At 69.9% G+C, this 12,065-nt stretch carries 12 protein-coding genes; 10 read left to right on the top strand and 2 right to left on the bottom strand.

Features of this window, described 5'->3' with window-relative positions; translation table 11 throughout:
- Positions 1 to 36: 36 nt before the first annotated feature.
- From ACFRAL_RS11655 to mutM, 6 genes are read left to right on the top strand one after another with little or no spacing between them, the layout of a single operon-like run.
- Positions 37 to 2,199 (top strand): ATP-dependent DNA helicase RecG, encoded by a 2,163-nt coding sequence (locus ACFRAL_RS11655; RefSeq protein ID WP_378882986.1) that lies wholly within the window; start codon positions 37 to 39, stop codon positions 2,197 to 2,199.
- A 41-nt stretch (positions 2,200 to 2,240) separates the two neighbouring features.
- Entirely contained in the window at positions 2,241 to 2,738 is a 498-nt protein-coding gene (coaD, locus tag ACFRAL_RS11650) for a pantetheine-phosphate adenylyltransferase (RefSeq protein WP_336396916.1), read from the top strand.
- 60 nt (positions 2,739 to 2,798) lie between these two features.
- The gene (locus ACFRAL_RS11645; protein WP_336397129.1) at positions 2,799 to 3,335 is read left to right on the top strand and encodes a DUF177 domain-containing protein; all 537 of its coding nucleotides are present in this window, start codon (positions 2,799 to 2,801) and stop codon (positions 3,333 to 3,335) included.
- Between the two features lie 31 nt (positions 3,336 to 3,366).
- Entirely contained in the window at positions 3,367 to 3,576 is a 210-nt protein-coding gene (rpmF, locus tag ACFRAL_RS11640) for a 50S ribosomal protein L32 (protein ID WP_050721097.1), read from the top strand.
- Between the two features lie 15 nt (positions 3,577 to 3,591).
- Entirely contained in the window at positions 3,592 to 4,293 is a 702-nt protein-coding gene (gene rnc / locus ACFRAL_RS11635; RefSeq protein ID WP_336396917.1) for a ribonuclease III, read from the top strand.
- Positions 4,286 to 5,209, top strand: coding sequence for a bifunctional DNA-formamidopyrimidine glycosylase/DNA-(apurinic or apyrimidinic site) lyase (mutM, locus tag ACFRAL_RS11630; RefSeq protein WP_378882982.1), 924 nt, complete (start codon positions 4,286 to 4,288; stop codon positions 5,207 to 5,209). The genes rnc and mutM overlap by 8 nt, the downstream gene beginning before the upstream one ends.
- Here mutM and ACFRAL_RS11625 read toward each other — a convergent pair whose 3' ends face one another.
- Together ACFRAL_RS11625 and ACFRAL_RS11620 are read right to left on the bottom strand one after the other, a co-directional pair.
- Positions 5,210 to 6,310 carry a GNAT family N-acetyltransferase gene (locus ACFRAL_RS11625; RefSeq protein ID WP_378882979.1) on the bottom strand — a complete coding sequence of 367 codons (1,101 nt, stop codon included), beginning with the start codon at positions 6,308 to 6,310 and terminating at the stop codon, positions 5,210 to 5,212.
- On the bottom strand, positions 6,303 to 7,385 hold the full coding sequence (locus ACFRAL_RS11620) for a GNAT family N-acetyltransferase (RefSeq protein ID WP_336396920.1): 1,083 nt from the start codon (positions 7,383 to 7,385) through the stop codon (positions 6,303 to 6,305). The genes ACFRAL_RS11625 and ACFRAL_RS11620 overlap by 8 nt, the downstream gene beginning before the upstream one ends.
- 126 nt (positions 7,386 to 7,511) lie before the next feature.
- Here ACFRAL_RS11620 and ACFRAL_RS11615 point away from each other — a divergent pair, with 126 nt between their 5' ends.
- Genes ACFRAL_RS11615 through ACFRAL_RS11600 form a run of 4 tightly spaced genes read left to right on the top strand, consistent with a single transcriptional unit; the run spans position 7,512 to position 11,994 of the window.
- The gene (locus ACFRAL_RS11615; protein WP_336394448.1) at positions 7,512 to 8,456 is read left to right on the top strand and encodes a sugar ABC transporter permease; all 945 of its coding nucleotides are present in this window, start codon (positions 7,512 to 7,514) and stop codon (positions 8,454 to 8,456) included.
- The gene (locus ACFRAL_RS11610; RefSeq protein WP_336394449.1) at positions 8,453 to 9,379 is read left to right on the top strand and encodes a carbohydrate ABC transporter permease; all 927 of its coding nucleotides are present in this window, start codon (positions 8,453 to 8,455) and stop codon (positions 9,377 to 9,379) included. The genes ACFRAL_RS11615 and ACFRAL_RS11610 overlap by 4 nt, the downstream gene beginning before the upstream one ends.
- A 52-nt stretch (positions 9,380 to 9,431) precedes the next feature.
- Positions 9,432 to 10,943: an alpha-N-arabinofuranosidase gene (locus ACFRAL_RS11605; RefSeq protein ID WP_336394450.1), complete on the top strand. Its 1,512-nt coding sequence runs from the start codon at positions 9,432 to 9,434 to the stop codon at positions 10,941 to 10,943.
- A 34-nt stretch (positions 10,944 to 10,977) separates the two neighbouring features.
- Entirely contained in the window at positions 10,978 to 11,994 is a 1,017-nt protein-coding gene (locus ACFRAL_RS11600; protein WP_378882974.1) for a LacI family DNA-binding transcriptional regulator, read from the top strand.
- Positions 11,995 to 12,065 lie beyond the last annotated feature (71 nt).

The raw sequence follows: 12,065 nt of genomic DNA, 5'->3' as shown, positions 1-12,065 counted from the left end.
CCGACACCGGGCCGCCGCCGAATCTAGACTCGTGAGGTGACCTCCTTCGCGCTCGACTCGCGCCTGGGCGGGGCCATCGGCGGCAAGACCGCGGCGGCGCTCGAGCGCGCGTTCGGCATGTCGACCGTCGGCGACCTGCTCGTTCACTATCCGCGCCGCTACGCACGCCGCGGCGAGCTGACGCAGATCTCGTCGCTGCCCGTCGGCGAGCCCGTGACCATCGTCGCCGAGGTCAAGCGGGTCAACGAGCGTCGCATGAAGAACCGCAACGGCACCCTGCTCGAGGTGCTCATCAGCGACGGCAACGGCGACCTGTCCCTGACGTTCTTCAACCAGGCCTGGCGGGTGAAGGACCTGCGGCCGGGGCGCCGCGGCATCTTCGCCGGCAAGGTCGGCGAGTACCGGGGTGCCAAGCAGCTCGCGCATCCCGACTACGAGCTGTTCGAAGACGAGGCGCAGGCCCGCCTCACCGCCGAGGCGAACGCGAATCTCCCGATCCCGATCTATCCGGCCACGAGCACGGTGGCCAGCTGGCAGCTGCAGAAGATCGTCGACCTCGTGCTGGACGGCCTCGGCGATGTGCCCGAGCCCCTGCCCGACGCCCTGCGGGCCCGCCACGGCCTGCTCGACGCGCGCACCGCCATCGAGCGCATCCACCGCCCGACGTCGTTCGGCGAGATCGAACCCGCGCGCGCGACGCTTCGCATGCAGGAGGCGTTCGTGCTGCAGGTCGCCCTGCTGCAGCAGCGGCAGTTCGTGCGGGCGCTGTCGGCGACCACGCGCCCGCCCGGCGAGCTGCTCGAGCGCTTCGACGCCGCGCTGCCGTTCCCGCGCACCCCCGATCAGGTGAGCGTCGGCGACGACATCGCGCGCGACCTCCAGGGCGACTGGCCGATGAATCGCCTGGTGCAGGGCGAGGTCGGCTCGGGCAAGACGCTCGTCGCGCTGCGCGCGATGCTGCAGGTCGCGCAGAGCGGCGGCCAGTCCGCGCTGATCGCCCCGACCGAGGTGCTGGCGGCGCAGCACGTGCGGTCGATCGCGCGCATGCTCGGCCCGCAGCTGGCCCCCGAGCTCATGCCCACGCTGCTGACCGGCCAGCTTGCCGCGGCGGAGCGCCGCAAGGCGGCGCTGCGCGCGGCGTCCGGGCAGGCCCGCATCGTCGTCGGCACGCATGCCCTGCTCAGCGAGAGCACGACGTTCGCCGACCTCGGCCTGGTCGTGGTCGACGAGCAGCACCGCTTCGGCGTCGAGCAGCGCGAGTCGCTCCGCGCCAAGGGCTCGTCCCCGCACGCGCTGGTCCTGACCGCCACGCCGATTCCCCGCACCGTCGCCATGACGGTCTTCGGCGACCTGGACGTCTCCACGATCCGCACCATGCCCGCGGGCCGAGCGGGCATCGAGACCTTCACGGCCCCGCTCGCCGAGCATCCCGGCTGGTTCGCCCGCGTCTTCGAGCGCATCGCCGAAGAGGTGCGGAAGGGCCACCAGGCCTTCGTCGTCTGCGCGGCGATCGACGCGGAGGCCCTGACCAAGGACGACACCGCGGACGAGCCCCCCGGCGACACCGCCGGCGAGGCGAGCCGCACGCGATGGGGCGTCGTCCAGGTGGGCGACCTGCTGTCGCGGCATCCGTCGTTCGAGAGCATCCGGGTCGAGATCCTCCACGGCCGGATGCCCTCCGACGAGAAGGACGCCGTCATGCAGGCGTTCGCACGCGGCGACGTCGACGTGCTCGTGGCGACCACCGTGGTCGAGGTCGGCGTCGACGTGCCGAACGCCTCGACGATGGCGATCCTCGAGGCCGACAGGTTCGGCGTCTCGCAGCTCCACCAGCTGCGCGGACGTGTCGGCCGTGGGGGAGTTCCTGGTCTGTGCCTGCTGGTGACCGAGGCGCCGCTCGGCACGCCGGCGCGGGAGCGCGTCGATGCGGTCGCGTCGACGCTGGACGGCTTCGCCCTGGCGGAGGTCGACCTGGAGCTGCGCGGAGAGGGGGACGTCCTCGGCGATGCGCAGTCCGGCGCGCGGTCGTCGCTGCGCCTGCTGCGCGTGGTCAAGGACGCCGACATCATCGCCGAGGCGCGCGTCGCGGCCGAGCACGTGATCGCCGAAGACCCCGCGCTGCTCGAACACGCGGGACTCGCGGCCGCTCTCGAGCGCAACGTCGGCATGGCCGAGCGCGCGGCTCTGGCGAAGAACTAGCGCGTCCGGGGGCTGCTCGGCCTCCCAGTAGGCTGGTCGGCATGAGCAGCCGGATCGCCGTCGTCCCGGGATCGTTCGATCCGCCGACCCTCGGTCATCTCGACGTCATCCGGCGCGCGGCCATGCTGTACGACCAGCTGCACGTGCTCGTGGTGCACAACCCGGGCAAGGAGGCGATGCTCCCCATCGCGCAGCGCCAGGCGCTCCTGGAGCAGTCCATCGCCGAGAGCGACATCGACGGCGACGTCGTGGTGGCCTCCTGGAGCATGGGGCTTCTGGTCGACTATGCGACGGATGTCGGTGCCGGCGTCCTGGTCAAAGGCATCCGATCGCAGGTCGACGTGGCGTACGAGACCCCGATGGCGATCGTGAACAGGCACCTCGCGCAGATCGAGACGGTGTTCCTGCTCCCCGACCCCGCACACGCGCTCGTGTCCAGCTCACTGGTGCGCCAGGTCGCCTCGCTCGGCGGCGACGTCTCGCCCTTCGTGCCCGGCGCTGTCGCCAGGTTCCTCGACACCGGCGCGCGCGACATCTGACACGGCCACGCGGCCACGCGCGCGCACCGCGGCTAGGCTGGAGACGTGGCCAAGAAGCATGTGACGGGTCCCTTCGTCCTCCCTGTCCGCGACATCACCCACCGCCCCGGCGAGATGCGCGAGCACTCCTTCGAGGTGCCCGCGCCCGACAGATGGGGCGAGGGGCTGGTGTCCGTCGCCCAGGGCGAGCAGGTCGCCATCGATGTGCGGCTCGAGTCCGTCCACGAGGGCATCCTCGCCTCCGGAGACATCGACACCGAGTACACGGGAGTGTGCAGCCGGTGCCTCACCGACATCGCCGAGGCCCTCGAAGTCGAGTTTCAGGAGCTTTTCGCGTATCCTGGGGAGGAAGAAGCTGACTTCGAGGTTCAAGACGACCACGTGGATCTTGAAACTCTGGTCAGGGAAGCGGTCGTCCTGTCGCTTCCGTTTCAGCCGGTGTGTCAGCCGGATTGCCCCGGCCTCGATCCGGTCACGGGCGAGCGGCTGGCCGATAGCGCCGGATCGCAGCAGAGCGAGCCTGTCGATCCACGATGGGCCGCGCTCCAGGACTTCACCATGACCAACGACGACGAATCACCGCGCGCCCGCGGCTGATCGACATCGAGAACACAGAAGAGAGCAAGCCATGGCAGGCAACCCCCCGAAGCGGAAGGTCTCCCGATCGAACACGCGCTCGCGTCGCGCGCAGTGGAAGGCCGAGGCGCCCGCCCTCGTCAAGACGGTCGAGAACGGCAAGGTCGTCTACAGCCGTCCCCACCAGGCGAAGGTCGTCACCGACTCGCAGGGCACGGAGCTGTTCCTCGAGTACAAGGGCCGCAAGGTCGCCGACGTCTGATCGTCGCGCACTGACGTGACCGACGTCACTGCCGAGCGCCTCGCGCTCGCAGATCTCACGCAGAAGCTCGGAGTCGACATCGACCCCGAGCTTCTGTCGCTGGCGCTGACGCACCGCTCGTGGGCCTACGAGAACGGACAGGTGCCGCACAACGAGCGGCTGGAGTTCCTCGGCGACTCCGTGCTCGGGCTCGCCGTGACCGTGCGACTGTTCACGGGGCATCCCGAGCTCGAAGAAGGCGCGCTGGCCAAGCGTCGCGCGAGCGTCGTGTCGACGGTGGCGCTGGCCGAGATCGCGCGCGGGATCGGCTTGGGGGAGCATCTGCTCCTCGGACGCGGCGAGGTGCTCACCGGCGGCCGCGACAAGGACTCGATCCTCGCCGACACGATGGAGGCGATCTTCGGCGCCGCCTACCTGTCCGCCGGCTCGGATGCCGCCACCGGCCTCGTGCTGCGACTGGTCGAGCCGTTGCTCGCCGATCCGGAGCGGTACGGCGCCGCCATGGACCCGAAGACGGCGCTCCAAGAGCTCGCCGCCCGCGGCGGGATGCAGCCCCCCGCGTATGCGGTCACCTCCACCGGCCCCGACCACGACCGCCGGTTCACCGCCACCGTCGTCATCGGCGACCTGACGGCGGAGGGCCTCGGCACCAGCAAGAAACACGCTGAGATGGCCGCGGCCCTCAGCGCGTGGCGCGATCTCAGCGGCCGTGCCTGAGCTGCCCGAGGTCGAGGTCGTCCGCGCCGGCCTCGCACCCGCCGTCACGGGCGCCCTGGTTCTCGGGGTCACCGTGCTAGACGAGCGCGCCCTGACCCGGCATCCGGGCGACGGCGCCGACTTCGAGGCGCGCCTGACCGGACGGGTCCTGGCCGCCGCCGCCCGACGCGGCAAGTTCCTGTGGCTGCCCCTCACGACGGCCGACGGCCGCGCGGCGACGGAGGCGGTCGTGGGGCATCTGGGCATGAGCGGGCAGATGCTGCTCCGTCCGCCGGGCAGTGCGATCGAGCGTCACGAGCGCGTCCGCCTCGATCTCGTGCACCCGGCGCACGGAGAGCTCGCGGTGGTGTTCGCCGACCAGCGGACCTTCGGTTCGCTGGCGATCGACGAGCTCGTCGCCACGCCGGACGGTGCGCCGGGCGGAGACGGCTGGTCCGAGGCATCCGTCCCTTCGCAGGTCGCCCACATCGCGCGCGACCCGCTGGATCCCGCATTCTCGGACGCCGGGTTCCGCCGCGTCCTCGCGCGCAAGGACTCCGCCATCAAGCGCGTGCTGCTCGATCAGACGGTCGTGAGCGGCGTGGGCAACATCTACGCGGACGAGTCCCTGTGGGCGGCCCGCATCCACCCCGAGACCCCTGCTCGGGACCTGTCGACGCGGGCGGTGAACCGCCTGCTCGGCGAGGTGCGGCACGTGCTGGACAAGGCGCTGGCCGAGGGCGGCACCAGCTTCGATGCGCAGTACGTCAACGTGAACGGTCAAGCCGGATACTTCGCCCACTCGCTCAACGCGTACGGCCGCACCGGGGAGCCGTGCCCCCGATGCGGCCGTCCGGTCGTCCGGGTCTCGTTCACCAACCGGTCGAGCCACTTCTGCGCGCACTGCCAGAAGGCGCCTCGTCGCGCGGCCGGCTGATCACAGCGGGAGCACCTTCTTCCACGCGCCGGCATACGAGGCCGGCACGAAGCCGATGGTCTCGTTGATGTCGAGCATGTGGCGGTTCTCCTCGGCGTTGAACGTCGAGACCCGCGGTGACTCCGGCACGAGCTCGCGCCAGCGCAGCAGGTTCGCGCACTTCACGATCGTGCCGAGGCGGTGTCCGCGATGCTCTTTGACGACGAGCGTGCCGTACTGCTGGGTGGCACCGCTGCGGTCGTCGCCGATGGCGAGCTCGTTGTACGCGGCGATCCGCCCGCTCGGCACATGCAGCACGGCGGCGACCGAGACGGTGAGTCCCTGCGCCTTCAGCCGGGCGTCGCGACGCTCGACACGGGCGGCGTCCCAGTGCTGCTCGTCCATCACCAGACCGCCCGCGGGCACGTCGGTCGACATGCGCGAGAGGGCGTAGGCGAAGCCGTCGACGTACTCGGCGGGCGTCGGCGACGTCCACTGGATCGAGCGGTAGTCGTCACCGGCGGCGGCCAGCGCGTCGCGGAGCATCCGCTCGACGAGCGTGAAGTCGCCGGTCAGGTCGAACACGCTGTTGCGCTCCACCTGCTCCAGCGTGAAGCCGCTGTCGACGGCGAACCGGGTCTGCGGGTCGTCGGCGGGGATCGACCCCCAGCCGGTCGACGGCTCGAGCCGCGGCCCGGCTGCGCCGGGGCGGTGGAGGGTCCACGTCTGGATCGTCGCCAGACCGCGCTCGCGCGCCTCGCGCTCGACCTCGGCCAGCAGCAGCTCCTCGGCACCGGCTCCGCGGTGCGGCGGGGCCACCATGAGATCGAACTCGAGCGCACTCACGTCGGGCTCGTTCGAGATCATCAGCTTCACGGCGCCGATGACGTCGCCATCGCGCAGCGCGGCGTAGCCCAGCTGCGTCCAGTCCGACTGGTCCTGCCAGAACCCGAGCATCTCCCCGGGCTCCTCGCGCAGGTAGTCGTGACCGGCGTCGTTCAGGCACACCGCGTTGGCGATGCGCACCATCTCCAGGAACACCCGTGCGTCTGCGGACTCCGTCGACTCCGGCACGGGGATCGGCTGCACGGTCAGCACGGCGGTATCGGCCAGGTCAGTCATCGAGCACCTTCTTCCACGCTCCGACGTACGCGATCGGCGCGAAGCCGATCGCCTCGTTGATGTCCAGCATGGGCCTGTTCTCCTCTGCGTTGTAGGTGATCACGCGACGGGACTCCGGGGCGACGTCGCGCCACGACAGGAGCCCCGCGCACTTGACGAGCGTGCCGAGCCGGTGACCGCGGTGCTCCTTGAGGACGAGGGTGTCCTCCTGGTGAGACGCCTCGGTGCGGTCCTTTCCGATGACGAGCTCGTTGAAGGCGCACAGCTCGCCGGTGGCGATGTGCTGCGCTGCCGTGACCTGGATGGTGCGCCCCGACCCGGTGTACTTGGCGTCGTGCTCGGCGATGCGGGCGGCATCCCACTTCTCCTCGTCGAACTCGAGCGCCGCGGCGGGCGCGTCGGTGGACATCCGCGACTTCATCCACGCGTAGCCGTCGGCGAACTCCGGCGGCGTCGGGGCGAACCACTGCACCACCCGATAGTCCTGTGACGCGGCCTGCGCTTCGCCGAGCAGCCGCTCGACCTCGTCGAACGAGCCGGTGAGATCGAACGCGCTGTTGCGCTCCACCTGCTCCAGCGCGTAGCCGTGGCGGACGAAGAATCGCGCGATGTGATCCTCGGGGATCGCGCCGAACCCGGTGGGCGGCGCGAGCTGCGGCCCCGGTGCGGCAGGGTGCTCGGCCCACGACTGCAGCACGGTGCGTCCGTGCTCCCGCGCCGTGCGCTCGACGAGCGCGTAGGCGGCGGAGCCGATCCCGCGGCCCCACGTCGCGCGGAGCAGCTCGATGAGCCAGAACGCCGAATGCGAGCCGTCCTCGTGGGGAAGGTCGATGCCGATGCGGCCGATCACGGCGCCGTCATCGACGACGATCCATGCCAGGCGGGTCTCGTACGGCGTGGGCCGGTAGTGGGGGAGGAGCTCCTCCGCGGAGATGCGGTGGTCGTCGTGGCCCGAGATCTCGCGGTAGATCTCGTTGCGGACCCGGACCATCTCGACGAAGTCGGCGGCGTCGGGGGAGTCGACGGACTCGGGTACGAGCAGCGGCCGGAGCTCCAGCCCGGTGATGGTGGCCATTTCGTTGCGTCCTTGCGTGGTGGGTGCGGTCGTCTGTGGAGTGGGGTGGGGCGCCCCGGGGGGGGGGGGGGGGCCGGGGCCCGCCCCCCCCGACCCTCGGGCATCCCTCACAGACCCGGAGACATCATGACCGCCTCAACCGAAGCTCCTGTCTCGACCCGAGCGCCCCTCTCATCGAAGCGCCGCAAGTCGACCGCCGCGAGGCAGAACCTGGTCGGCTGGCTGTTCGTCAGCCCGTTCGCGATCATCTTCCTCGCGCTGCTCGTGCTCCCGATCGGGTACGCCCTCTACCTCAGCCTTTTCCAGAAGTCGCTCATCGGAGGGACGCGCTTCGTCCTCTTCGGGAACTACGCCAAGGCGTTCAGCGACCCGTCGTTCCTCGACGGCGTGTGGTTCGTGATCCGCTTCTCGATCGTGCTCATCCCGCTGCAGATGGCGGTCTCCCTCGCCATCGCCCTGATCCTCGACATCATCGTCACCCGATTCGCCCGGTTCTCCCGGCTCATGATCTTCATGCCGTACGCGATTCCGACCGTGATCGGCGCGCTGATGTGGGGCTTCCTCTACAGCGACAACTTCGGCCCTCTCGCGGAGCTTTTCGGAATTTTCGGCGCTGAGGCCCCGGACTTCCTGAGCCGGAGCCTGATCTTCTACGGGTTGCTCAACATCGTGACGTGGCAATGGGCGGGCTACTACATGATCATCCTGTACGCGGCGCTTCAGGGCATCGACCCGACCCTGTACGAAGCGGCCCGCATCGACGGGGCGTCGCAGTGGCAGATCGTCTGGCGGATCAAGGTCCCCCTCGTCGCGCCGGCTCTGCTGCTGATCCTGGTGTTCGCACTGATCGGAACGCTGCAGTTCTTCAACGAGCCGAAGATCCTCCAGGATCTCGCGGCGGGTGCGATCCCGAATGACTTCACACCGAACATGTACGCCTACCAGCAGGCGTTCTCGCTCGCGAACTACAACTACGGAGCGGCCATCTCGTTCGCGCTCGGAGCGGTCGTGTTCCTCTGCGTCTACATCTTCCTGTTCGCCACCCGCAAGCGAGGGAGCTTCTTCTCATGAGCGTCACGCCTGTCGAGGTCACCGGCACCCGCACGCCCCGCCGGAACACCATCGAGCGCCGTCGCGGTCCGCGCGAGCGGGGCCGCATCCCACTCAACATCGTCCTCGGTGCGCTGATGGTCTACTTCCTGGTCCCGTTCTGGTGGCTGATCGTCAACAGCTCCAAGACCGCGGCCGGGCTCTTCGGCGGCGACAGCTCGCTCTGGTTCGCCGACGACATCAACTATCTGGGCAACCTGGTCGACCTGTTCACGTACAGCGGCGGCATCTACGCGCGCTGGCTGGCCAACTCCGCGCTCTACGCGATCGCGGGGGGCATCGGCGCGACGGTGCTCGCCGTGCTCGCCGGCTACGGCTTCGCGAAGTACCAGTTCGCCGGTCGCCGGCTCTCGTTCGCGATCCTCCTCGGCGCGGTCATGGTTCCCACGACGGCGCTCGTCATCCCGACCTTCGTGCTGTTCGCGCAGGTCGGCTGGACGAACACCATCTGGGCGGTCATCTTCCCGACGCTGCTGAACCCGTTCGGCGTCTATCTCATGAACGTGTATGCGCGGGATGCCGTGCCCGACGAGCTGCTCGACGCGGCGCGCGTCGACGGCGCGGGCGAGTTCCGGTCGTTCCTCACCGTGGCGCTGCCGCTGCTGCGTCCCGCCATCGTCACCGTCCTGCTGCTGTCGGTCGTGGCGTCGTGGAACAACTACTTCCTGCCCCTCGTCATGCTCTCCGACAACCGCCTCTTCCCGGTGACCGTCGGAATCGGACTGTGGCAGTCCACTGCGTCGACGTACGGCGCGGCGGGCGGGCAGACCCTCTGGAGCATCATCATCCTCGGCTCGCTCGTCTCGGTGATCCCCCTGATCATCGCCTTCCTCGGATTGCAGAAGTACTGGCGCGGCGGATTGGCCATCGGAAGCCTCAAGTGATCCGACGATCACGCCGCCTCGCCTCGGTTCCCCCTGTCCCTGAAAGAGAAGAATGATCCGCGCACATCTCACCGTCGACCCGCACTTCACCGTCGGACCCGTCAACCGCCGGCTCTTCGGCTCGTTCGTCGAGCACCTGGGGCGATGCGTCTACGACGGCATCTACGAGCCGGGACACGACACCGCCGACGAGGACGGTTTCCGCCGCGACGTCGTCGAACTGGTCCGGGAGCTCGGCGTCTCCACGATCCGCTACCCGGGCGGAAACTTCGTCTCGGGGTATCGCTGGGAGGACGGCGTCGGGCCCCGCGACGCCCGGCCCCGCCGGCTCGACCTGGCGTGGCACTCGACCGAGACCAACGAGATCGGCCTCGACGAGTTCGCGGGGTGGCTCAAGAAGGTCGACAGCGAGCTGATGTACGCCGTCAACCTCGGCACGCGCGGAGTCCTGGAGGCGCTGGATGTGCTCGAATACGCCAATCTGCGATCGGGCACCCATTGGTCGGACAGGCGCGTCGCCAACGGCCATCCCGAACCCCACGGCATCCGCATGTGGTGCCTGGGCAACGAGATGGACGGGCCATGGCAGCTCGGGCACTCGACGGCCGAGGAGTACGCGCAGATCGCGTCGAAGACCGCGAGCGCGATGAGACAGATCGATCCGGATCTCGAGCTGGTCGTCTGCGGCAGTTCGAGCGCCCAGATGCCCACCTTCGGCGACTGGGAGCGCGTCGTGCTCAGCAAGACGTACGACGACGTGGACTACATCTCGTGCCACGCGTACTACGAGCCGAAGGGCGACGACTACGGCAGCTTCCTCGCCTCCGGCGTGAACATGGACCGCTTCATCGAGGCCGTCGTGGCCACCGCCGACCACGTGAAGGCGATCAGGCACAGCGACAAGACGATCGACATCTCCTTCGACGAATGGAACGTCTGGTACCAGTCGCGCTTCAACGAGGTCGACAAGATCACCGATGCGGAGGACTGGCCGGTGGCACCCCGCCTGCTCGAGGACTCGTACTCCGTCCTGGATGCCGTGGTCTTCGGCAGCCTCCTCATCTCGCTGCTTCGCCACGCCGACCGGGTGACGGCCGCGAGCCTCGCGCAGCTGGTCAACGTCATCGCGCCGATCATGACCGAGCCCGGCGGGCCGGCGTGGCGGCAGACCACCTTCTATCCGTTCTCGCTCACCTCGCGCCTCGCCCGCGGTGTCGCGCTCGAGCTGAAGCTCGACAGCCCCACCTACGCCACGGCGGAGTACGGCGACGTGTCGGTCGTGGACGCGGTGGCCACACGCGATGCGAGCGGGGGCGGCACGACGGTGTTCCTCGTGAACCGCAGCCTCGACGAGGAGGTCTCCGTAGAGATCGATGTGCGCGCTCTCGGCGAGGTCGCCGACGCCTCCGCGATCTCACTGTTCGATGACGACATCCACGCGGCCAACACCCTCGAGGATCCGGAGCGCGTCACGCCCAGGACCAACTCGTCCGTCGACGTCGGGGAGGGCAGGGTGACCGTCACGCTGCCGCCCGTGTCGTGGACGGCGCTCACGCTGGACTGACGCGAGCGCCGCGACGAGCCGGCCGGGTGGCGAGATGGCACGACCCCAGAGAGTGACGCTGAAGGAGATCGCCGCTCAGACAGGGGTGTCGCTGACGACCATCTCCAAGGTGCTCAACGGCGGCTCGGACGTCTCGTCGACGACACGGGCGCTCGTCGAGGAGCAGCTGCACGCGAGCGGCTACCGGCGCCGCAAGAGCAGGCAGCGACGGGACTACATCGAGGTCGTGCTCCACGAGCTCGAGGGCGAGTGGGCGCTCGGCATCCTCGAGGGGGTGCGCGAGAGCGCCGCGGCCGCCGGCATGGCGGTCTCGCTCTCCGTGAGCGGGGATCGTCGTGCCCCGGGACCGGAGTGGCTGGACTCGGTCGTGCGCCGCGCGCCGAGCGGCATCATCCTCCTCTTCGCCGGCATACCGGCCGACGGGCGGGAGCGGCTCTCCGCGCGCGGCATCCCGTTCGTCGTCATCGATCCGGCCGGCGATCCCGATGCGGACCTCCCGTCGGTCGGGTCGGCGAACTGGTCGGGCGGGCTGGCGGCCACACGGCACCTGCTGGAGCTCGGGCACCGGCGGATCGCGGCGATCACCGGGCCGGAGTCGGTGATGTGCGCGCTGGCAAGGCTGGACGGCTACCGCGCCGCGATGGCGTCCGCGGGGGTGACGATCCCGCCGGAATGGATCCGCTTCGGCGACTTCCGGCGTCAGGGGGGCGAGCATCACGCGGCCGAGCTGCTGCGGCTGCCGGATCGGCCGACGGCGATCTTCGCCGGCAACGACGCGCAGGCGCTGGGAGTGCTGCACGCCGCCTCGGCTCTCGGACTCTCGGTGCCGCGCGACCTGTCCGTCGTGGGCTACGACGACCTCGCGATCGCGGAGCTCGCCCACCCGCGGCTCACCACCGTCCATCAGCCCCTTCGCGAGATGGCGGAGCAGGCCACCCGGCTCCTGCTGCAGCTGCTGGACGGCCCCCGTCCGGAGGTCACGCGGATCGAGCTGGCGACCTCACTGGTCGTGCGGGACTCGACGGCGGCCCCGGCGGCGGCCTCAGCCTGAAGCGGGGCACGCCCGTCCTCGCCCGATGCCGTGCCCGCCAGGCGCGCCGTGCACGTGAGAGGGCTGCCGGC

This window comes from Microbacterium sp. NPDC056736 (assembly GCF_042790415.1).
Lineage (GTDB): Bacteria > Actinomycetota > Actinomycetes > Actinomycetales > Microbacteriaceae > Microbacterium.
The sequence above is the reverse complement of the archived record's forward strand: the minus strand, read 5'-3'. Positions and strand labels throughout refer to the sequence as shown.

Coding starts and splice junctions, on each gene's coding strand:
- coaD (WP_336396916.1), top strand. CDS start 2,241: ATGAGCAGCCGGATCGCCGTCGTCCCGGGATCGTTCGATCCGCCGACC.
- rpmF (WP_050721097.1), top strand. CDS start 3,367: ATGGCAGGCAACCCCCCGAAGCGGAAGGTCTCCCGATCGAACACGCGC.
- ACFRAL_RS11625 (WP_378882979.1), bottom strand. CDS start 6,310: ATGACTGACCTGGCCGATACCGCCGTGCTGACCGTGCAGCCGATCCCC.
- ACFRAL_RS11620 (WP_336396920.1), bottom strand. CDS start 7,385: ATGGCCACCATCACCGGGCTGGAGCTCCGGCCGCTGCTCGTACCCGAG.
- ACFRAL_RS11615 (WP_336394448.1), top strand. CDS start 7,512: ATGACCGCCTCAACCGAAGCTCCTGTCTCGACCCGAGCGCCCCTCTCA.
- ACFRAL_RS11610 (WP_336394449.1), top strand. CDS start 8,453: ATGAGCGTCACGCCTGTCGAGGTCACCGGCACCCGCACGCCCCGCCGG.
- ACFRAL_RS11605 (WP_336394450.1), top strand. CDS start 9,432: ATGATCCGCGCACATCTCACCGTCGACCCGCACTTCACCGTCGGACCC.
- ACFRAL_RS11600 (WP_378882974.1), top strand. CDS start 10,978: ATGGCACGACCCCAGAGAGTGACGCTGAAGGAGATCGCCGCTCAGACA.